The 21068-nt window shown below is 75.1% G+C and carries 19 protein-coding genes; 4 read left to right on the top strand and 15 right to left on the bottom strand.

Translation table 11 applies throughout. The annotated features are described in order from the left end of the window. Nucleotides 1-15: 15 nt before the first annotated feature. The 3 genes from ABD126_RS09705 to ABD126_RS09695 all read right to left on the bottom strand — a co-directional run bounded on the left by ABD126_RS09705 (nt 16) and on the right by ABD126_RS09695 (nt 3422). Nucleotides 16-1395, bottom strand: coding sequence for an acyl-CoA reductase (locus ABD126_RS09705; RefSeq protein WP_343933379.1), 1380 nt, complete (start codon nt 1393-1395; stop codon nt 16-18). A 1-nt stretch (nt 1396) separates the two neighbouring features. Then, entirely contained in the window at nt 1397-2461 is a 1065-nt protein-coding gene (locus tag ABD126_RS09700) for an acyl-CoA reductase (protein WP_343933378.1), read from the bottom strand. Between the two features lie 199 nt (nt 2462-2660). Beyond that, nucleotides 2661-3422, bottom strand: coding sequence for a VOC family protein (locus ABD126_RS09695; protein ID WP_343933377.1), 762 nt, complete (start codon nt 3420-3422; stop codon nt 2661-2663). 529 nt (nt 3423-3951) lie between these two features. Between ABD126_RS09695 and ABD126_RS09690 the strand changes: the two genes are divergently transcribed. Continuing rightward, entirely contained in the window at nt 3952-6228 is a 2277-nt protein-coding gene (locus tag ABD126_RS09690; protein WP_343933376.1) for a cyclic nucleotide-binding domain-containing protein, read from the top strand. Between the two features lie 78 nt (nt 6229-6306). Next, on the top strand, nt 6307-7170 hold the full coding sequence (locus ABD126_RS09685) for a sigma-70 family RNA polymerase sigma factor (RefSeq protein ID WP_343933375.1): 864 nt from the start codon (nt 6307-6309) through the stop codon (nt 7168-7170). Here ABD126_RS09685 and ABD126_RS09680 read toward each other — a convergent pair. Genes ABD126_RS09680 through ABD126_RS09670 form a run of 3 tightly spaced genes read right to left on the bottom strand, consistent with a single transcriptional unit; the run spans nt 7154 to nt 9005 of the window. Next, entirely contained in the window at nt 7154-8419 is a 1266-nt protein-coding gene (locus tag ABD126_RS09680) for an FAD-binding protein (protein WP_343933374.1), read from the bottom strand. The genes ABD126_RS09685 and ABD126_RS09680 overlap by 17 nt on opposite strands. Beyond that, complete coding sequence (locus tag ABD126_RS09675) at nt 8416-8862, bottom strand: DUF6098 family protein (RefSeq protein WP_343933373.1); 447 nt, start codon at nt 8860-8862, stop codon at nt 8416-8418. Before ABD126_RS09675 ends, ABD126_RS09680 begins: the two co-directional genes overlap by 4 nt. After that, nucleotides 8862-9005: a hypothetical protein gene (locus ABD126_RS09670; protein WP_343933372.1), complete on the bottom strand. Its 144-nt coding sequence runs from the start codon at nt 9003-9005 to the stop codon at nt 8862-8864. Before ABD126_RS09670 ends, ABD126_RS09675 begins: the two co-directional genes overlap by 1 nt. Here ABD126_RS09670 and ABD126_RS09665 point away from each other — a divergent pair. Both ABD126_RS09665 and ABD126_RS09660 read left to right on the top strand, forming a co-directional pair. Continuing rightward, entirely contained in the window at nt 9004-10545 is a 1542-nt protein-coding gene (locus ABD126_RS09665) for an FAD-dependent oxidoreductase (RefSeq protein ID WP_343933371.1), read from the top strand. The two genes, ABD126_RS09670 and ABD126_RS09665, sit on opposite strands and share 2 nt — an antisense overlap. 71 nt (nt 10546-10616) lie before the next feature. Continuing rightward, on the top strand, nt 10617-10883 hold the full coding sequence (locus ABD126_RS09660) for a hypothetical protein (RefSeq protein ID WP_343933370.1): 267 nt from the start codon (nt 10617-10619) through the stop codon (nt 10881-10883). Here the strand turns inward: ABD126_RS09660 and ABD126_RS09655 are convergent, their stop codons facing one another. From ABD126_RS09655 to ABD126_RS09615, 9 genes are read right to left on the bottom strand one after another with little or no spacing between them, the layout of a single operon-like run. Further along, entirely contained in the window at nt 10884-11300 is a 417-nt protein-coding gene (locus tag ABD126_RS09655; protein ID WP_343933369.1) for a carboxymuconolactone decarboxylase family protein, read from the bottom strand. Then, on the bottom strand, nt 11297-12793 hold the full coding sequence (locus ABD126_RS09650; RefSeq protein WP_343933368.1) for a class I adenylate-forming enzyme family protein: 1497 nt from the start codon (nt 12791-12793) through the stop codon (nt 11297-11299). Before ABD126_RS09650 ends, ABD126_RS09655 begins: the two co-directional genes overlap by 4 nt. Next, the gene (locus ABD126_RS09645; protein ID WP_343933367.1) at nt 12790-14241 is read right to left on the bottom strand and encodes a CoA transferase; all 1452 of its coding nucleotides are present in this window, start codon (nt 14239-14241) and stop codon (nt 12790-12792) included. Before ABD126_RS09645 ends, ABD126_RS09650 begins: the two co-directional genes overlap by 4 nt. Next, a complete protein-coding gene (locus ABD126_RS09640) occupies nt 14238-15023 on the bottom strand; it encodes a class I SAM-dependent methyltransferase (protein WP_343933366.1) in 786 nt (261 codons plus the stop codon). Before ABD126_RS09640 ends, ABD126_RS09645 begins: the two co-directional genes overlap by 4 nt. Further along, nucleotides 15014-16552: a class I adenylate-forming enzyme family protein gene (locus ABD126_RS09635; protein ID WP_343933365.1), complete on the bottom strand. Its 1539-nt coding sequence runs from the start codon at nt 16550-16552 to the stop codon at nt 15014-15016. The genes ABD126_RS09640 and ABD126_RS09635 overlap by 10 nt, the downstream gene beginning before the upstream one ends. After that, the gene (locus ABD126_RS09630) at nt 16549-17844 is read right to left on the bottom strand and encodes a protoporphyrinogen/coproporphyrinogen oxidase (RefSeq protein WP_343933364.1); all 1296 of its coding nucleotides are present in this window, start codon (nt 17842-17844) and stop codon (nt 16549-16551) included. The genes ABD126_RS09635 and ABD126_RS09630 overlap by 4 nt, the downstream gene beginning before the upstream one ends. After that, nucleotides 17841-18758, bottom strand: coding sequence for a UbiA family prenyltransferase (locus ABD126_RS09625; RefSeq protein WP_343933363.1), 918 nt, complete (start codon nt 18756-18758; stop codon nt 17841-17843). The genes ABD126_RS09630 and ABD126_RS09625 overlap by 4 nt, the downstream gene beginning before the upstream one ends. Then, nucleotides 18755-19870 carry a DegT/DnrJ/EryC1/StrS family aminotransferase gene (locus ABD126_RS09620; RefSeq protein ID WP_343933362.1) on the bottom strand — a complete coding sequence of 372 codons (1116 nt, stop codon included), beginning with the start codon at nt 19868-19870 and terminating at the stop codon, nt 18755-18757. The genes ABD126_RS09625 and ABD126_RS09620 overlap by 4 nt, the downstream gene beginning before the upstream one ends. After that, nucleotides 19867-21027, bottom strand: coding sequence for a DegT/DnrJ/EryC1/StrS family aminotransferase (locus ABD126_RS09615; protein ID WP_343933361.1), 1161 nt, complete (start codon nt 21025-21027; stop codon nt 19867-19869). The genes ABD126_RS09620 and ABD126_RS09615 overlap by 4 nt, the downstream gene beginning before the upstream one ends. Nucleotides 21028-21068 lie beyond the last annotated feature (41 nt).

Genomic DNA, 21068 nt, shown 5'->3' with positions numbered 1-21068 from the left:
GAGCCTACGGCGGATTCAGCCCGCCGTGGCGACCGATTCCGGGTGCTTCTCCACGTCGCACCACCGCACCAGGCCGGCGATGCGCGGCTGCCCGTCGTGCCGCCATTCCAGCCCGGCGCGACTCATCTCGCCCGGCGCGGCGATCCGGCTGGCGCCGAGGCGGGCCAGGTCCTCGGCGGTGCGCCAGAACTCCTCCCCCACCGCGCCCAGACCGACGTTCTGCAGGTGTTTCGCGTACGGGCGCATCAGGTCCACGGCGGTGGCCACGTCCGGGACCGCGACGATCCGCGCGACCCGGTTGCCCGCGCCGCTGAGCGGCAGCAGGGTGTCGTCCAGCACGACCGTCCACTCCAGACCGTCCGCCGCCCACACCTCGCCGGTCGCCGAACTCGCCGCCCGCCACTCGGCGACGATCCGGCGGTGCTGCAACACGGTCGCGTCCTGGTCGCCGACCGTCCCGGGTGGACAGTCGGCGGCGGCGCGGCGCATTGCGTCGGCGACGTGCTCGGCCACCGCCCGCGCGTGCCGCCGATCCACCAGGTACACCTGGGGCGACAGGCAGGCGTGCTGGTCGAAGTCGCTGCAGTCGGCGGCGATCCGGCGCGCGACCTCGGCGGGGCCGTGCAGGCGGGAGTAGGCGTCGCTGACGATGCCGAAGGACAGCTTGTGGCCGTGCTCCTCGTAGACCTGGTGGGGCGCGACCCTGGCGCGGATGGCCGCGCACGCCTGGTCGCTGCCGTAGGCGACGACGGCGTCGGCCTGTGCCAGCGCGGCGGACAGCGTGGTGTCGTCGTCGCGGCTCCAGTAGGTGGCCAGGACGGCGTCGGCCAGCACGGGCTCGACCTCGTGCAGGGAGCGCAGGAACGCGGCGGTGAAGTTGGGCTCCTTGGCCGGGATCTTGGCGATCAGGGCGGACTTGACCAGCAGCGCCCGCACCAGCGACCGCGCGGGCAGGCCGGGGACGTTGCCGGAGAACACCGCGACCGTCACGCGCGGCCCGATCGCCCGCGTGCCGCCGCGGAAGCCGTCGAGGACCTCCGGGTCGCCGAGTTCGCGTTCCAGGGCGGCGAGCAGGGAGCCGGCGCGCAGGTTGCCCAGTTCGGCGTCCAGGGCGCGGTCGACGGTCTCCTCGGACATGCCGGTCACCCCGGCGGCGTCGGCGACCACCCGGCGGCGGTGCGGGAAGTCGCGTTCGGCCCACCGCTCGGCGACCGCGTCGACGGCCGCCACGATCCGCCGCACGGGCAGTTCGCGCAGCCGTTCGTGGGCGCGCCGCAGGCTCTCCCCGGCGACCGCCCAGTCCACCGGTCGCGAGCCGGGCCACTCGTCCTCGCCGGAGGACAGGGTGAAGGTCTCGGTTTCCCCCATGCCGTCGGGGATCCAGGACACCGCCACGTCAGCGCCCTCCGGTCAGCTCGTCCAGCGAGAGGGAGCAGCCCCGGCTGGTGCTGCCGGCGATGCGGCCGGCGATCGCGACGCCGTCGCGGTGGGCGATGCCCAGGTCGCCGGTGAGCAGGACGTGCGGCCGGTCGAGCAGGCAGAGGTCGGTGATCTCCAGCAGGCCCGGGCCTTCGGCGACGTGCTCGCGGGTGCGCGGGTCGCGGACGCGGGGGCCGCCGAAGTGCTGCCACGCCTTGGGCCGTTCCCCCAGCGGCCCCACCGGTTCGTCGGTGGCGTCGTAGTGCTGGTTGGCCAGCTCGGTCATGCCGAAGATGTTGCCGAACCGCTCGACGCCGAACACGCGGCGCACGGCGTCGCGCAGGTCGTCCACCCGCATCACGCGGGAGCGGCCCTTGAACCCGCCGCCGTCGAACATGCGCGAGCCGGGCGGTAACTCCCAGCGCCGGCCCTCGGCCTCCAGCCGGTCGCAGATGTTGACGTAGGCGAAGCTCGCGCCGACCATCACCACCGGCACATCGTCGGCGACGGCGCGGTCCAGCGCGCGGGCGAGCAGCTCGTAGTCCACACCGTCCGCGCCGATGACGGAGGCGCTGTAGTCCGGGTCGCCGCACTCCTCGCGGATGCGGGCCATGTCGAACGCGATCGCCATGTCCGGCGCGGCCCGCTCGCTGGGCGCGAACACCACCACGGCGGGCTTCACCGGGTCCGGGACGAGGCTGCGGCGGGCGTGGGCCCGCACGGCGATCCCCTTGAGCGCCAAGCCGAGTTCGGTGTAGCGGACGCGCCCGCGCACGGCGCCGGTGGTGCCGCTGGTGCGGAACTCGCGCACGGCGGGCTCGTCGGGGAACAGGTGCGGCCCGCCGTCCTTGTAGGCGTCGGCGGGGATGCCGACCCCGGTGCCGACCTGCTTCCAGTACCGCGCGACCTCCGGCGAGTTGGCCACCGCCAGCTCGACGAGCTGGTCGTGCAACGCCTCCGGGTCGCCCTGCCGGTCGGTCGCCAGCAGCGCCAGCCGTTCGAACAGCCGGTGGACGTGCGGGTCGTCGTGGGCAACGGTCATCGATGCGCCTCCAGGCTCGGTCATGGCACCCCGACGTGGAAAGTCGGGTGGAAGGTGTGACACATCCCCAGGTCGGGTGCTCCCTTGCACCCGCTGTGCCATCCCGGCCGGGCAGCGACTCGGGCACGCTAGCAACGTGAGCGGTCGTCCAACAAGGAACGTCGCCTGATCGCACTACCCCGGTTTCGGCGGGGATCGCTCACGCGGAACTGGTGATGACGGCGAACCGCGCGCCGAACGGGTCGGCCAGCCAGGCCGTCCGACCCACGCCCTCGTGATCCGTGGCGGGCATGACGACCGTGCCGCCTTCCGCCGCGGACTTCGCCACCGCGGCGTCGGTGTCGGCGACCTCGATGTAGGGCAGCCAGTGCGGGTGGTGTCCGGGTCGCAGCGGCGCGACGCCGCCGAAGGAGGCGTCCTCGTCGCCGCCGGCCGGGGTGAAGACGGTGTACCGGCCCTCGGCCACGGGCAGGTCGGTGGCGTCCCAGCCCAGGACCGCGCGGTAGAACGCGCGGGCGGTGTCCGGTTCGGGGCTGTGCAGCTCGGTCCAGGCCAGCGAGCCGGGTTCGGTGACCAGTTCCAGGCCGGGGTTCTCGCCGGGTTGGAACGCGGCGAACTCCGCGCCGGCGGGGTCGGTCAGCTGCACCAGCCGCCCGCCGCCGGGGACGTCGACCGGTTCCAGCCGGACCCGCCCGCCGGCTTCCCGGGCGGCGCGGGCGGTGCTGTCCACGTCGGGCGAGTGGAAGTAGATGGTCCAGGCCGAGGACGCGCCGTCGTCCAGCGTCCCGACCGCGCCGACGGTCTTGTTCCCGTGCAGGAACAGGGCGTACTCGCCACCGGGCGCGAAGCCGCGGGCCTCCCAGCCGAACACCGCGGTGTAGAAGGCGGCGGTGCGCTCGATGTCGGGGCTGCCGACGTCGAGCCAGTTGGGCGTGCCGGGCGTGGCGTTGGTGGTGAGCACGGTGCACCTGCCGGGGTGGTGTGGTGTCCGGGGCGGCACCACGCTAGCGCCGCCGGCGGGGACGGGCATCCGGAAGCACCCTTCCCGCGGCCGTCGCCGCCGGGGCACGCGGCGGCACCAGCGCCCGGATCGGAGTTGTGGTCACACGTCACCCACCACTACGCCAAGCGGGTGTTTTCACCGGTTGATCCCGCTCGGTGGGGTGAACACGCAGCGTTGTCGGAACATTCGACGCCGACCGGTTCCGCACGCGCGACCGGGAGCAATTGTGGGAGCGCTCCCAACGCATTCGGTGACAATTCCGCGCGAAGTGGAGTCGAGAATCGCCCACCTGGCAGAACCCGAGGTCTCCGCACTTTTGCGGCCCCTGTGGGTGGTCCGGCCATTCCTACCATAACGATGTCACCGGTCGGGCTAACGCGGCCCCGCACAACGCGATATTCGCGCTATGGGGAGTGATTCCACGCCGGCAGTACGAGTCGCACCCCATGCCCACTGGATGCAAACCACCAGCCACCTGGAGTGCCGGATGAACAGCCGAGTGGTCGAACTCGAATCCGTCCTGTCGCGCGCCACGCCCGACCGTCGCCAGGCCCAGCACCTGGCGGTCGAACTGGCCGACACCCTCGACGCCACCACCGCCAGGCGGCACCTCGACCGCCTGCTGCGCTGCGTGACCGCGTTGACCCGGATCGGTTCGGCCGAGGCGGGCGAGGAACTCCTGGACGCGATGCTCGACCTGGTCGAGCCGGGCAGCGACGAAGCCTCGAAGGTGCGCGACCAGCGCGCCTTGGTCGCGGTCGCGCGCCGGACCGACACCGCCGGACCCGCCGTCCCGATCCCCCACCCCGCTCACCCCCGAACCACCCCACCGACGCCGCACACGCCCAGCCCCCGCCGCCCCGACTCCCCCACCCACACCGCCACCGCGCCGCACACCACCACGCCGCACACCACCACGCCGCACACCACCACGCCGCACACCACCACGCCGCACGCCACCGCGCGCCCGACGGCACCGGCCCGGCTCAGCCACGAAACGACCGCCCGCCACCACGACCCGGCCGCCGGCGGCACCGCGCAGCCCTACCGCCGCGCCACGGACGGCCCGGCCCAGCCGCACGACCGCGCAGCCGCGCAGCCCTACCAGCGCACGCCCGCCACCGCCCAGCCGCACGACCGCGCAGCCGACGCCACCCCGCTGACGCGGGCCGCGCAGCCGCACGACCGCACGACAGGCGCCGCCTCGCCGGCGCGGGCCGCCCAGCCGCACCCCCGCACCACCAACGGCCGGCCGGTCGAGCGCGCCACGCACCCCTACGGCCACGCCGCCGCCCGCCAGCACCTCCCCCACGGCACCGCCGGCCTGGCGGCCATCGGCGTCGTGCCCTCCTCCGGCACCCCCGACCTCCTCGCCACCCCCGCCGGCGCGCTGCCCGTCCTGGAAGCGGAGCTGCGGCGGGCCACCGCCGCGTTCGGCGCGGACGACCAGCGCACGATCGCCGCGCTGGTGAACCTGATGTCCTCGCGCTTCCAGGACGCCCGCGACCGGGGCAGCGCGGACGAGGCCCAGACCGCCGTGGACGACCTGCGCGAAGCCTGCGACCGGGCGATCACCGCCCTGGGCCCGCACCACCCGAAGGCCCTGGTCGCCCGCTCCAACCTGGCCTCGGCCGAGTTCGAGCTGGCCCGCGTGCGCCGCGCCGCCGGGCAGACCCAGCTCGCCCTGCCCGCCCTGCGCGCCGCCGCGGACACCGCGTTCGCCCGGCTCGGCCCGGACGACCCGCACACCCTGGTCGCGCAGTCCAACCTGGCCGCCGCCGAGCTGGAGGTCGCCCGCGTCGAGGGCGCGCACACCCAGGCCCGCCGCGCGATGGACACGGTCCGCACCGCCGCCGCCCGGGTCGCGTCGGTGCACGGCGCGGACCACCCGGCGGCCCGGCTGATCGCCCACCAGCTGCGCGCCTGCGAGACCCACACGATGGACGTGGGCGCGAGCCTGGAGGACGTCCACGTCCCGGTGGACGAGGCCGCCCGCCTGCTCAGCCGCACCCGCCCCGCGATCCCGCTGACCCGCAGCCCCGTGCCGCACCGCGTGTCGGCCCCCTACGGGCCGGTCAACACCGACCCGCAGTGGCCCGCGGCCAGCCTGCTGGGCCGGCTGCGCGACCACACCCGCCAGGAGCTGCTCACCGTCGGCACGGTCGTGCGCTACGCGGGCGAGCGGGAGCTGATCGAGCAGGACGCCCGCGACAGCCACGCCTACCTGCTGCTGGACGGCATGGTGAAGGTGCAGGTCACCGACGAGGCCGGGGACACCGCCGTGCTCGCGGTCCGGGTCGCGGGCGACCTGGTCGGCGAGATGGCGGCGCTGGACCACAAGCCCCGCTCGGCGACCGTCGTGACCTGCGGGGACGTGGTGGCCAAGCTGATCACCAGCGCGGAGCTGACCGCGTTCATGCACCGCCACAACGACATGTTCGTGGAGCTGATCGGCGTCATCGACGACCAGCTGCGCTGGGCCAACCAGCGCCGCCGGGACTTCCTGTCGCACTCGGCCGCCGAACGGGTCGCGCGCGTGCTGGCCGAGCTGGTCGGCTCCTACGGCCGGGAGGAGCGCGGCGGCTGGACGCTGGGCATCCCGCTGACCAAGGTCGAACTGGCCTCGATCGCCGGGATGAAGCCGCGCACCGCGGAGAAGGCGTTCAGCGACCTGCGCAAGGCCGGGGTGGTGATCAGCCACTACCGCCGTGACGTGCTGGTTCCCGACCTGGACCACCTGCGCCGGTTCGCCCGGATGACGTGATCCGATCACCGCGGTCACATCCGGGCGGCGGCGTCCGTCAGGGTGGTGGCGGCACAACGTGATCGGAGGAAGTCGACCGTGGACGACACCACTTTCCTGGCGCAGCGCTTCGACGCCCATCGGGGGCGCCTGCGTGCGGTGGCCTACCGGGTGCTGGGTTCGGCGAGCGAGGCGGAGGACGCCGTCCAGGAGGCGTGGCTGCGGTTGCGGCGCTCGGACGCCGACGGGATCGCCAACCTCGGCGGCTGGCTGACCACGGTCGTGGGCCGGGTGTGCCTGGACATGCTGCGGTCGCGCTCGGCGCGGCGGGAGGACCCGCTGGACGAGTTCGTGCCCGAGGCGGTCACCGACGACGACCCCGAGCACGAGGCGGTGGTGGCCGACTCGGTCGGGATCGCGCTGCTGGTGGTGCTGGAGGCGCTGACGCCGGCCGAGCGGTTGGCGTTCGTGCTGCACGACCTGTTCGGGGTGGCGTTCGAGGAGATCGCGCCGATCGTCGGGCGCACCCCGGCCGCCGCGCGCCAGCTCGCGAGCCGGGCGCGGCGGCGGGTGCGGACGGGGTCGCCCGTGCCCGACGACCTGAGCCGGCAGCGGGAGGTGGTGGACGCGTTCATGGCCGCCGCGCGCGGCGGCGACTTCGACGCGCTGCTGGCCGTGCTGGACCCGGACGTGGTGCTGCGGGTCGACTTCGGCGCGCTCAAGCCGGAGCGGGCCGTGGTGCGCGGCGCGGCGGCGGTCGCGGGCCGGGCGCTGGCGTTCCGCTCGGCCTCGCGCGAGGGCCGGCAGGTGCTCATCGACGGCGGCCTGGGCGTGCTGTCGACGGAGCACGGCGTGCCGGTGTCGCTGCTGGGCATGACGGTGTCGGGCGGCCGGATCGTCGCGATCGACATCCTGGCCGACCCGGCTCGGGTGCGGGACCTGGACCTCAAAGAGCTGGACTGAGCCAGCCGTCCAGGGTCGCGTTGCGGAACTTGCCGGCCGGGTCGAGGGCGGCGCGCAGGCGGGCGAAGCGGGGCAGCCCGGGGTAGTCGCCGGGGCGGGTGGACAGCTTGCCCCAGTGCGCCCGGGGCCGCCAGGGCGCCAGCGCGTCCTCGATCCGGGCGAGTTCGGCGTGCACGGCGTCGTCCTGCCGCCAGGTGAAGTGGAACGCGGCACTGGCCCGGCCGGAGGTGGGGCTCAGCCACTGCTGGTCGGCGGCGATCGTGCGGATCTCGGAGGTGAGCAGGAGGTCGCCGAAGTCCAGCCGGGCCAGGGCGGCGAGCGCGGCGGCGGCGTGCTCGCGCGGCACGAAGTACTCCGACTGCAACTCGCGGCCGACGCTGGGGGTGAAGTCGGCGCGGAAGTGCGGCAGCCGCTCGTGCCACGGGCCGGGTTCGCCGAGCTGGGCGGTGCAGTGGTGGGCGGGCCGGCCCGGGACGGGGTGCAGCGGCGCGGTGGCGTCGTGGCCGCCGGTCCAGGCCAGGTCGGCGGGCGGGTCGCCGACGCGTCGCTTGACCCACACGCGGGCGGTGCCGTCCCAGGTGGTGAAGGCGCTGACGCTGTGGGCGGCGGCGAACACGTCGTCGAACCGCTCGACCAGCGCGGCCAGCGGCACGTCGGCCACGACCCGCTGCTCGACGTCGAACGTCGGCACCACGGCCAGTTCCAGCGCCACCACCACGCCGAGCGCGCCCAGCGACACCACCACGCCGTCGAAGTCCGTGTGGGATTGCCGCGACTCCGTCGCGGCGGGCGAGGCCGCCTGGAGGTCGGCTGCCTCGCCGCGCCGGTAGGTCACCAGGTCGCCGTCGGCGGTGACCAGGTCGAGCGACCGGACCAGGTCGGCGAGCGTGCCGACGGCGTCGCCGGAGCCGTGGGTGCCGGTGGCGACCGCGCCCGCGACGGTGACGTGCGGCAACGAGGGCAGGGCGGGCAGCGCGAACCCCTTGGCGTGCAGGCGTTCGGCGAGGCCGGCCAGCCGGGTCCCGGCGCTCACCCGGACCGTGTCCGGGCCCAGGTCGAACACCTCCGGCAGCGCGTCGAGCCGGATCAGGGTGCCGGTGGTGTCGGCGACCCGGCTGAACGAGTGGCCCGCGCCCAGCACGTGCGCCCGCTCGGCGGCGGCCACCGCCCGCCGGACGCCGTCGACGGAGGTCGGGGATTCGACGCGGTCCGCGGTGAAGGTGAAGCTGCCCGCCCAGTTCGTGGTCACCCGCGTGATTGTGCCGGGCCCTCCCGGTCCAGCGGACCCCACTCCCGGGCGTGGGCGGCGACCAGCTCCTCGCACTCGGCCAGTGCGTCGTCGCCGATCCACGCCAGCGGCTCGCGGCACTCCACCAGCGGCTCGTTGTCCGGGCCGCGCCCGGCCTCCTTGCCGATGAGCACCCACGGCCGCACGCCGGGGCCGCGCTTGTGCTGGAGGTGGCGGTAGTCGTGCAGGCGGCGGGCGACCCACAGCCGCAGCGACCGGTCGCCCCACCACGGTTCGACGGCCAGCGGGTTGGCCGACAGGCCGGGCAGGCGCACGCCGGTCAGCCCGTCGCGGCTGTGCCGGCCCTCGTCCGCGTCCGGGCCCTGCGACCAGCGCACGAAGAGGTGGTCGCCGTGTTCGGTGAGCAGGTCGACCACCTGGTCGAGGGTGGCCAGGGTGCGCATCACACGGGCTCCATGCCGCCGGCGTCGTCGCGCGGCACCGACTCGTCGGGCTCGGTGTTGGGTTGGTTGACCTGCTCGTCGGCGACGGTCGGCCGGGTGTGCTCCTCGGCGAAGTCGGGTTCCTCTGGCTCGGGTGTGGTCATGGCGGAGGGATATCCCGTCGCCGGCGGTTCGAACCCGTCGGGCGCGGGGTACGCGGTGACCATGGGCCATGACACGGTGACGGCGCGGCACTCCCTGTGGACGACGGACCAGGACGTTTTCCCTCGGGCGGGTGACGGCCACTTCGACGTGGTGGTGATCGGCGGCGGGATCACCGGGGTGACGACCGCGTTGCGGTTGAAAGAGGCGGGCGTGTCGGTGGCGGTGGTCGAGGCCGACCGCGTGGGCGGCGGGGTCAGCGGCAACAACACCGCCAAGGTGACCGCGCTTCAGTCCACCGTGTACTCGACGATCGCCGACAAGCACGGCCAGTCCGCCGCGGCCGACTACGCCGCCGCGAGCACCGCGGGGGTGGCGGAGGTGGCGCGCCTGGCGGTGGACTGCGACCTGCGGCGCGCCCCGGCCTACACGTTCGCGCTGAGCCCCGACGAGCTGTCCGCCGTGGACCACGAGGCGTTGACCGCGGCGCGCGCCGGGCTGCCGGTGGACCGGGACCGGGGCGAGGGCATGGGCGTGCCGTTCGAGGTGTTCGCGGCGGTGCGGCTGGACGACCAGCTCACGCTGCACCCGGTCAAGTACGTGACGGGGCTGGCGCGGCGGGTCCCGGGTGACGGGTCGGCCGTGTACGAGCACAGCCGGGTGACCCGGGTCAGTGAAGGTTCACCCTGCCGGGTGGTCACCGAGACGGGGACGCTGACCGCGGACCGGGTGGTGGTGGCGACGCACTACCCGTTCCTGGACCGGGGGCTGTACTTCTCGCGGTTGGAGCCGAACCGGTCCTACTGCGTGGCGGTGAAGCTGCGGTCGGGCGCGCCGCCGACCGGGTTGGCGATCAGCGCGGGCAGTCCTTCGTGGTCGTTGTCGGCGTACCAGGACCTGCTGATCGTGTGTGGACGTTCGCATGCGACCGGGGACTCGCCGGGTGACCCCTACGGCGAGTTGGAGGCGTTCGCGCGGCGGCACTGGGACGTCGGGTCGGTGACCCACCGGTGGTCGGCACAGGACCCGTCGGCGTTCGACAAGTTGCCGATGATCGGGTCGTACACGCCCGGGTCGTCGCGGCTCTACGTGGCCACGGGGTTCATGAAGTGGGGGCTGTCGACGGGGACGTTCGCGGCGATGATCCTGTCGGACCTGATGCTGGGGCGGGACAACCCGTGGGCGGAGCGGTTCTCGCCGCACCGGGTGTCGTTGAAGTCGCTGCCGTCGCTGGCGCGGATCAACGGGCGGGCGGCGGTGAGCTTCGTCGGCGACCGGCTGCGCACGTCGGACACCAGGTCGGCCCGGGACGTGCCGGTGGGGTCGGCGCGCGTCGTCGGTGACGCCGGGGTGTACCGGGACGAGTCGGGGGCGCTGCACGCGGTGTCGCTGACGTGCACGCACCTGGGGTGCCGGGTGCGGTTCAACGACGCCGAGCGGACGTGGGACTGCCCGTGCCACGGGTCGCGGTTCGGGGTGGACGGCGAGGTGCTGGAAGGGCCGGCGACCAAGCCGTTGTCCCGGCGTGAGGTGACCGACTGACGGCGTTCGGAACGCTTCGGGTGGGATCTTTGCGTCTCAGCCGCCGGGAGGTCCCGGACATGCTGAGGTGCGTGACGTTCGTCGGTGCCGTCGCCGCTGTGGTGGCGCCGTTCCTGTCGGGTGGGGCGGCCCGCTCCGACGTGGTCGACCCGACGGTGGTCGGGTTGGCGGTCGGGGTGGTCGCGATGGCCGTTCTGGCGCGGGTGCGGGCCGCTCGGGTGGTGGCGGTGTGCGGCGCGGTCGCGGTGGCCGGCGGGTGCGGGTGGTTGCTGGCGGTCGACCTGGGCGGCGCGTTCGGCGGCACGCCCGCGCCCGTGGTGGGTCTGACGGGGCGGTGATCAGGTCAGGCGGGTGCTGATCGCCAGGCGGTTGAAGGCGTTGGTCACCAGGCTGACCCAGATCAGGCTCTGGGCGCCGGGTTCGCCGTGGTCGCGGATGGCGGCGGTGAGGACCTCGTCGGGCACCCGGCCCTCGTGGACCAGGGTGACGGCCTCGGCCAGGGCGAGGGCGGAGCGTTCCGCCGGGGTGAACAGCGGGTGGGTGTGGTGGTCGGCGACCACGTCCGCGCGCCGCTCCCCCGCTTCCAGCGCCTGGCGGGTGTGCAGGCGGATGCAGTAGGTGCAGCCGTTGAGCTGGGAGCAGCGCAGCCGGACCAGTTCCAGCAGGCCCACCGGCAGGGGGCTGTCCGCGTCCACGGCCTTGGACAGGGCGACCAGGGCGTGGTAGCCGGGGCCGGCCAGGGGGTCGAGGGTCATGGGGTTCCTCCGTGGCGTTCGGCGGCCAGTCGGGTGAGGGTGCGCAGGCAGACCTTCCCGGTGTGCGCCACCGGGAACTCGGGCAGCACGAGCAGGTACTCGGGCAGTTTGTGCGGGGTGACGCCCTGGTGGCGCGCGAGGAACGACGTGAGCTGGGGCAGGTCGGGTGGCGGGTGGCCCGGGCGGGGGCGGACGCAGGCGCACAGGCGTTGCCCCAGGTCGGGGTCGGGGACGGGCACGCACGCCACCTCCGACAGCGCCGGGTGCGCGACCAGCGCCTGTTCGACCTCGGCGGGGCTGATGGTGTAGCCGCCGCGGATGACGACCCGGCGCAGCCGGCGCTCGACGTGCAGGGCGCCGGTCTCGTCGAACCGGCCCTGGTCGCCGGTGCGCACCCAGCCGCCGGGCAGGCGCGGGGACGGCGCGGCAACGTGGCACAGCGGGGTCATCGGGCCCAGGGCGCAGATCTCGCCGGCCACGACCCGGATGTCGGTCACGGCGGGGTCGGGGCGGCCCACGCCGCGCTCGGGTGTGGTGGTGTGGCAGTTGACGCCGTCGGAGGAGCCGTAGACGTTGACCACGTCCACGCCGAACGCCGAGCGGCACGCCTCCAGGGTCGGCAGCGGCAGGGCGTCTCCGCTGGACACCAACGCCTTCACCGACGAGGTGTCCACTGTGGACGCCCCGTCGGCCAGGCGGCGCAGCATCGCCGGGACGCCGAACACGTGGGTCGGGCGGTGGGCGGCGATCACGCGCAGCGCGGCGGCGGCGTCGAAGCGGCGTTGCAGCAGCAGGGTCCCGCCGAAGCGGCACAGCGTGATCGTGGCCCCGAACGACCCGAACGCGGAGGACAGCGGCACCAGCACGAGGTCCCGCCACACGCGGGTGTCGCCGTGCACGGCGCGCAGGTAGTTGCCGCGTCCGCCGGCGAAGGCGTTGTGCGAGTAGGCGACCATCTTCGGCTCGGCCTCGGAGCCGGAGGACACCAGGATGCGGGCCGGGGCCTCGGGGTCGACGGGTTCGGGGTCGCGTTCGGGGCCGCGCGCGGTGGGCGGGACGACGCGGCGCAGGTGGGTCAGGCCGGGCGGCACGGGGGCGTCGGTGATCAGCGCGGTGGCGCGGGCGCGGGCGAGCAGGCTCGTGGCGTCGGCCAGGCCGCCCGCGAACGGCAGCGCCACCGCGCCGATCGCGGCGACGGCGAGTTCGGCGATGACGGCGTCGCGGCCGTTGGGCACGCGGATGCCGATGACGTCGTGCGGCCCGAACGCGGGCAGCGCGCCGGCCAGGCCGCGGACCTCCGCGTCGAGGGTGGCGTAGTCCAGGCTGCCGCGTTCGTCCACGACGGCGGTGCGGCGCGGGTGGCGGCGGACGCGGTGGCGGAACAGGGTGTGCAGGTCGCGGTCGGGGCAGTGGCCGGCGGCGACCCACGCGCGGCGCAGGTCGGCGGGGACGAGGTCGGCCAGTTCCAGGCCGGTGGTGGAGCGCCAGGTCATCGGAGGAACTCCCACGGCGAGAGCGGCACCGGGCACGGGACGCGGTGCAGGGCGCGGGCGAAGCGGGGGTCGTGGGCGAGCGCGGCGAGGTCGGTGCACACCGGCACGGTCAGCGGCGCGGCGCACCGGCCGCGGGCGCGGGCGTTGAGCCGGGACGCGGCCGACAGCAGCGAGGACGCCACGGACCGGCCGCGCCCGGTGCGGTGGCGGCGCAGCAGCCCGGCGACGACGCCGTGCGCGGCGACCAGGCCGCCGAACACGTCGACCAGGGTCATCAGCGACGGTGGGACGCCGGCGTGGGCCTGGACGACGAAGTCGGTGCCCAGCGGCGGGTTCGGGCCCAGGGCGTCGCCCCAGCCGGAGGCGTGGGCGTAGACGATGCCGGGCCGGACGCGGGCGACGTCGGCGGGGCGCAGCGCCCACGCCGCGGCCTTGCCGGGGGCCCAGTTGTGCAGGAACACGTCGGCGCGGGCGAGCAGGTCGAGCAGGTCCAGGCGGCCGGCGACGGTGGCGAGGTCGATCTCGACGGTGGACTTGCCGTGGTTGAGCGCGAGGAACCGGGCGGAGGTGCCGCCGGCCAGCGGGGGCACGCCGCGCGCCGGGTCGCCGCCGGGCGGTTCGACGCGCACGACGGTCGCGCCGAGCAGCCGCAGGAGGTGCCCGGCCAGCGGGCCCTGCACCCGGCGGCAGGACTCGACCACCAGCACCCCGGACAGCGGCAGCTCACCGCCCGCCCGGTCGCCGCGCTGGGCGGGCAGCGCGAGGTCGGCCGGCGGCGTGCGGGGCGCGGCGGTGGGCAGCGCGAGGTCGGCCGCCGGGAGGGGTGCGGTGGGGCCGAGGGGGGTGAGGGTGAAGGGCGGGAGGTCGTCGATCGCGCGGCCCGAGACCCGGACCAGGGTCGTGCCGGTGGCGCGGGCGGTGTTCTCCAGCACGTCGATCGGGGTGCGGGCGGTCGCGGCGGTGAGGTCGGGCGGCAGCGGGCAGGTGGCGGTGGCGAAGCGCTCCTGGAACGGCCGCCACCCCTGCGCGACCGCCGGCGGGTGGGCGTCCAGGGCGGCCCAGAACCGCCGCCACACCTCCGCGTCCAGGGCTTCCAGCTCGAACGCGACGCCGTCGGCGGAGACGAACGGCGGCCCGCCGGGTTCGAACCGCCCGGTCCCGGCGGCGGCGAGGTACTGCGCCACCGCGAGCAGCGCCGCCTGGGCCACCGACGTGGTCGCCGCGCGCAGCGCCAGGCCGCGGGCGCGGGCCAGGGCCACCGCCGTCGCACCGGTGTCGGCGAGTTCGGCGGCGGTGATGGCGGCGTAGTCCAGGCCCAGCCGGGTGGGGCGGCCGAAGCGGCGGCCGTGGACGTGCATCAGGCCGCACGCCGCCTGCACGTCCAGTTCGCCGGCCAGGGGCAGGTCCACCGGCCCGGCCCAGGGGATGGTGTCCAGCGTGGTGGTCATGCCGGACGCCGTCCCCGCACGGAGTAGAACACGCTCGAACACGCCCGGAACCCGGGGTGGGCCAGCACGTCCCGCACGCGGCGCAGGTCGTCGTCGGTCAGGCCGGCGGCGACGAGCCGGTCCCGCAGCTGGTGGGTGAGCCCGACGAGCAGCCGCACGCCGGGCGAGTCCGGCCGCCACGGGTGGACCACCGGGACGGGATCGACCTCGACCAGCCCGGCGGCCACCATCGACGCCGCGACCCGCCGGCCCCACGCGCCGTCCGAGCCGGCCTCGGCGAACACGCGTTCCTTGGCGGCCAGGAACTTCTCGTACAGGCGGGCGGACTCGTCGTCGGGGGCGAGCAGGACGGGCCCGTAGGTCTTGTCGTACTCGTCGAGTTGCAGCCACCCGCCGGGCCGCAGGGCGCGGACCAGCTTGCGCAGCACCGCTTCCCGCTCGGGCAGGTGCTGGAGCACCAGCCGGGCGTGGACGAGGTCGAACTCGTCCTCGGGCAGCGGGTCGCGGACCACGTCGTGGCGGGTGACGGTGAGGCCGGGCGCGGGCGCGACGTGGTCGGGTTTGACGTCGGTGGCCAGCACGGACCCCGACCGCAGGGCGAGCCAGTGCGCGACGCTGCCGCCGCCCGCCCCGACCTCCAGGCACCGCCACCCCTTGCGCACGCCGGTCTGGGCGAGGCGGGCGAAGGTGGCCGGGTCGTGGGCGGCGGCCAGGCACCGGTGCTGCTCGGCCGCGTGCAGGCTGTGGTTGTCGAACACGTACCCGGTCGTGGTCACGTCCACCGTCCCGTCCCGTGGGTCTCGGCCGGCCCGAGCAGCCGGGTGAGCAGTTCCAGCCGCCGCACCTTGCCGGTGCCGGTGCGGGGCACGTCGTCCCACGCCAGGACGCGCGGGGCGGACAGCGGCGGCAGGTCGGCCACCGCGGACCACCAGCGGGCGGGGTCGAGCAGGCCGTCGGCGGTGACCAGGACGGGCAGCGGCGGCCGTCCGGTGCAGCCGAGGACGACGCATTCGAGCACCTCGGGCAGCCGGTCCTCCACGACGTCCTCGACCTCCAGGCAGCTCATGCCCGGCACGGTGTCCACCTCGCGGTCCAGCAGCAGGACCCGGCCCGAGCGGGTGCGCACGGCCAGGTCGCCGGTGTTCCACCAGCGGCCGGCGAGCTTGAGCTGCCACCGGTCCTGCTCGCCGACGTACCCGGCGCAGCGGGCGGCGGTGCGGGCCAGCACGAGCCCGGGGGCGCCGCGCGGCACGGGTTTGAGCGTCAGCGGGTCCACCACGCGCAGCCGGGTCTTCAGGGGCACCGGGCGGCCGAGGTCGCGGGCGGTGGGTTCGCGGCGGGCGGCGGCGCGGGTGAGGAAGCGGAAGGTCAGCGGCCCGGTCTCGGTCTGGCCCCAGCCCTGCATCCACAGCGGGCGTTTGTGGCGGGAGGCGTTGAGCATGGTGCGCATGACCGGCGGGTGCATGGCGTCGTAGGTGCTGATGAACAGCCGGACGCGGCGGAACGGGTTGTCGCGGGTGCGGGCCAGGGGCTGCCAGCGCACGTAGGCCGAGGGCAGCGCCTCGACCACGGTGGGCTGGTGGGCGCGGAGCAGGGCGGGGGCGGCGGCGGGGTCGCTGAGCAGGACGATCCCGCGCGGGCGCAGGCAGAACACGCTGCCGGTCCAGCAGAACGCGCGGCCGTGGGCGTAGGCGGATGCGTTGGCGACCACGTCGTCGCGGCGCAGGCCGACGACCGGGAACCGCAGCGACTCGAACCGCGCGAGCTTCTTGACCAGCGTGGTGGTGGTGTGGACGACGAGCTTGGGGACGCCGGTCGTGCCGGAGGTGTGGTTGACGATCAGCGGGTCGTCGTCGCGGCGGCGCCACGGCGGCGGGGCGGGCGCGCCGCGCACGTGGTCGAGGGTGAACGGCCCCTCCCCCAGCGACAGCACGCGCCGCGCGGCGTGCGGCGGCACCGCGCGGTCGGTCACCAGGACCGCCGGGTCCAGGCGTTTGAGCAGGATTTCCAGGGTGTCGTCGGGCAGGTGGCCGGAGAGCAGGGCGGGCAGCGCGCCGATGCGGATGGCCGCGCACGCCAGCAGGTCGTAGTCGTAGTGGTTGCGCTTGACCACCGCGACCCGGTCGCCGGGCCGCGCGCCGGCGGCGAACAGCCACCCGGCGGCTTCCCGGACCAGGGCGGCGAGTTGGCCGACGGTGAACGCGGTGCCCAGGTGCGGCGCGATGTCGAAGGGCCGGTCCAGGACGACGGAGGTGTGCGGGTGGCGGGCGGCGACCCGGTCGAACAGGGTGCCCATGTCGTGCGGCCTCATACGGGTTGCCTCCTGGGGGCGGCGGCCAGCACCCGGGCGGCGGCCCGCCGGCCGGACCGCACGGCGGCCTCGCTGCACGGCACCAGCCCGACCCAGTCGCCGGCGTAGTCCACGACCCCGCCCAGGCGCTCGGCGAACGCGGCGCGCAGCGCCAGCGCGGCGGGTGTGGCCTCGGGCAGGCCGTGGCGGAACCGGCTGACCACGGCGTCGCGCACCGCGCCGACCCCGGGCAGGAACCGCTCGGCGGCGGTGGTGAGCGCGGTGACGACCTCGTGGTCGGGGGCGTCGAGCAGGCTCCGGGTGGCGGCGGGGGCGGCCATGAGGCTGACCAGGCCGCGGCCGGCGGGCGCGCGGCCGGGGTGCTTGACGTGGTCGAGGATGATCGTGGACAGGGCGGCGCTCTCCACCGACGGCACCAGCAGCACGTAGTTGCCCGACCGGGGCCGGGTGTCGAGCATGAGGTGGGCTTTGAGCACCGGTGTGTAGGTGCAGGCGTCGAGGTAGGGCCGTTCGTGGTCGGGCGGGTTGGCGTGCAGGCGGCGCGCGACGGGCGCGGGCACGGCCAGCACGACGGCGCGGGCCCGGATCTCCTCCGCGCCGCGGACGACCCGCGCGCCGCCCGGTTCGGCGACGACCCCGTCCACGCGCACGCCGCACTCCACGTCGAGGTCGGCGGCCAGCGCGCGGGCGAAGGTGTCCATGCCGTCGCGGTAGGTGCGCCAGGAGCGGGTGGTGCCGCAGGAGGTGAGGATCGCGAGCAGGGGCGCGACGGCGGAGCGCTGGGGGTCCCAGCCGAAGAACCCGGACACCACCGGCTGGCACAGGTAGCGCAGCAGGTCGGGGTGGCGGGCGGCGGCGTAGGCGGCGACGGTGTCGTGCGGGCCGTGCTCGGGGTGGTCCAGGTCGTGCGGGTCGCCGAGCAGGCGGACCAGCGCGCGGCGGGCGGCGACGGGCAGGCCCGCGCCGGTGAGCAGGCCGCGCGGGTGGGCCAGGCCGGGGCGGGCGCGGCCGGCGCGCCACACGGCGAGGTGGCGGCGGATGCGGGGCGCGTCGCCGCGGCCCAGGCCGAGGCGGGCCAGCAGTTCCCAGGTGGCCGGGTAGCCGCGGGTGGGCAGCTGCTCGGCGCCGGTGTCGATGAGGAACCCGTCGCGGCGCAGGGTCGTCATGCGCCCGCCGACGTGGTCGGCGGCTTCCAGGACCCGCACGTCGCGGCCGGCGCGGCGCAGCTCGTGGGCGGCGGTGAGCCCGGCGATGCCGGCGCCCACCACGACGACGTCGGCGTCCGGCCTCACAGCAGGTTCACCACGATCAGCGCGACCACGGTGACGCGGTGGGTGCGGATGCCCAGGCGGCGGGCGCGCAGGATGTCGCCGTCGGCGAACCCGACGCGCAGTTGGTTGACCCGCATGAGGATCGTGGGCAGCAGCGCGAGCCCGAACCACCAGGGCGCGCCGAGCAACGGCGCGGCGAGGACGAGCGCGGTCTCCAGGGCGGACAGGGCGATGACGAACCGCATGTTGCCGCGCGGGGTGGTCAGGGCGGCGACGGTGGGCCGGCCGACGCGGCGGTCGCCCTCGACGTCGTTGGTGTTGGAGTAGACGCCGAACAGCAGCGGCCCCATGCCGAACAGCAGGGCCTGGACGACCACGTTGCCGTCGAGGGCGCCCGTGGCCAGGCCGTAGGGGGCGAGGACGACCGCGAAGCCGAGGCCGGCGAGGAAGAACTCCTGGAACCCGTGGTAGCTGAGCTTGACGCCCCACGAGTACTGCACGGAGAAGAAGTAGGTGACCGCGATGACGAGGACCGTCCACTGTGGCCGGTGGGGTGCGATGGCGACGGCGGCCAGCCAGAGCGCCGCGCCGACGACGCAGGTGATCCACGCGAACCGCACGACCTGGCGTTCGGTGAGGGTGCCGGCGACCAGCGGTTTGCGTTCGAGGCGGCGGCGCGGGTCGTCGGGGGCGTAGTTGGTGATGTCGCTGCCGTCGCGGAACCCGGTGAGGTCGTCGAGGGCGACCATCGCCGCCATGACGACGACCTCGCCGATCAGGAAGATCGCCATCGTGGCCAGCACGAGGCCGTCCAGGCGCAGGTCGGCGGGCAGCAGCGACCACACGACCAGGACGCCGAGGTAGTAGTCGAGGATGTCGAGCTTGGCCAGCCGGACGTACGCGCGGACGCGGCCGGGCGGGGCGAGCGTGGTCATCGGGCTCCTCGGGACAGTGCGAAGCGGCGCACCTCGTCGGCGATGTGCTCGACCTGGGCGTCGGTCAGGTGCGGGTACACGGGGATGGCCAGTTGCCGGCGGCAGGCGTGCCGCGCGCCCGGCCAGTCGCGGTCGGGCGCGTACGCCGCGAACGCGGGTTGCGCCGGCAGCGGGTCGCGGTAGTAGACGTGGGAGCCGATGCCGGCGGCGGCCAGGTGGTCGCGCAGGTCGTCGCGGTGCTCGGCGAGCAGCGAGTAGACGTAGAAGCACCGCCCGTCGCGGCCGGGTGGCGGGGGCAGGACGCCGGGCAGGCCGGTGAACCGCTCGGTGTAGTGGTCGCCGATGCGGGCGCGGCGCTCCAGGCGCCCCGGCAGGCCTTCCAGCCTGCGCAGCTGGAAGGCGGCCATCAGCTCGTCGAACCGGCTGTTGTGGCCGACGCGGTGGTGCAGGAACCGGGTCCGGCCGTCCTGGCCGTGGTTGCGCAGCATCCGCACCGCCCGGCCCAGCGCGGGGTCGCCGGTGACGACCATGCCGCCCTCGCCGGGCATGCCGAACGTCTTGACCTGCACGAACGAGAACACGCCCGCGTCGCCCCAGGTGCCCGCGGGCCGCCCGGCCAGCACCCCGCCCTGCGCGACGGCGCTGTCCTCCAGCAGCCGCACGCCGGCGTCGGTGGCGACGCGGCGCAGGGCGGGCATGTCGGCCATCACCGAGAACATGTGCGCGGGCATGATCACCTTGGTGCGGCCGGTGACCAGCTTCTCCACCTCGACGGGGTCCACGACCATCGTCCACGGGTCCACGTCGGCGAACACCGGGGTCGCGCCGCGCAGCACGGGCGTGGCGGCCAGCGGCGCGCACCCGTAGGCGGGGACGATGACCTCGTCGCCGGGGCCCACGTCCAGCGCGTGCAGCAGCAGGGTCAGCGCGGAGGTGCCGCTGCCGCAGGCGACGGCGTCGGCCACGCCGAGGGATTCGCGCATCGCGGATTCGAACTCGGCGGTGCGCGCGCCGAGGATGAACCGCTGTTCCGGCGCGGTCCCGACCTCGTGCACGAGGTCGAGCAACTCCTCGACGTCGAACAGGTCCGGCGGGAAGAACGGGATGCTCACGCGGTCCTCCCGCTCGGAAAATCGGCGATTTCCGCGCAAACGCGGTCCACGGCGGAGAACGGCAAATCCGGGTAGAGCGGCAATGCGAGGGTGTGCCGGCACGCGGCTTCGGCGTGCGGGAAATCGCCCGGCCGGTGGCCGAGTTCGGCGAAACACGGTTGCAGGTGCAAAGGCGTCGGGTAGTACACCTCGGTCGCCACCCCGCGCGAGGCCAGGTGCGCGGCCAGTTCGTCGCGCCGGTCGACCTCGATGACGTAGACGTAGAACACGCCCCGCACGCCGGGCCGGGCGACCGGCAGCTTGCGCACGCCCGGCACGCCGGCCAGCCGCTCGGCGTAGCGGTCGGCCAGCGCGGCGCGGCGGCGCACGTCGGTCTCCAGCCGGCCGAGCTTGGCCAGCAGCACGGCGGCCTGAAGGTCGTCCATCTTGGAGTTCTGGCCCGCCACGCCGGTGGTGGTGTTGATCGCGGGGAAGTCGCCGAGCGTGGGCCCGAAGCGGCCGTGGTGGCGCAGCGCGGCGACGGTGTCGGCGATGCCGGGGTCGTCGGTGAGCACCGCGCCGGCGTCGCCGATCGCGCCCAACGTCTTGGTGGGGAAGAAGGACAGCACTCCCCCGGCGCCCAGCAGTCCGGCGTGGACGCCGCCGTGGCGCATGCCGATCGCCTCGGCGCTGTCCTCCACGACGGTGAGGCCCAGCGACGCGAGCGCGGTCATGTCGGCGGGGTGGTGGAACAGGTGCACGGGCATGACGAACCGGGTGCGCGGCCCGGCGACGGCGGCCACCGAGGCGGCGCAGAGGCCGTAACCGTCGGGCTCGATGTCGGCGAACACCGGCCGCCCGCCGGCCAGCACGACCGAGGAGGCGGTGGCGATGAAGGAGAACGCGGGCACGACCACTTCGTCACCGGGGCGCAGGCCGCACGCGCGCAGCAGCAGGACCAGCGCGTCGGTGCCGCTGCCCACTCCCACGACGTGCTTCGCGCCGGTGTAGTCGGCCAGCGCGCGTTCCAGCTCGGCCACCTTGGCGCCGTGGGAATACTTGCCGTTGCGGGCGATGTCGACAATGTGCCGACGGGTTGTGGGCCACAGCCGGGAAAACGTGTCGGATTGGGTGAAGAAAGGGACGGTCAGCCCACTCACCTCCGCTGTCGCGAGCACGGTTCGGAGCGTATGGCAGGCGTGTGCGGGGACGTCCGCAC

The sequence above is a fragment of the Saccharothrix mutabilis subsp. mutabilis genome, from assembly GCF_039521145.1.
In the GTDB taxonomy this organism is placed as follows: domain Bacteria; phylum Actinomycetota; class Actinomycetes; order Mycobacteriales; family Pseudonocardiaceae; genus Actinosynnema; species Actinosynnema mutabilis.
This window is presented reverse-complemented; position numbering and strand designations above follow the sequence as displayed.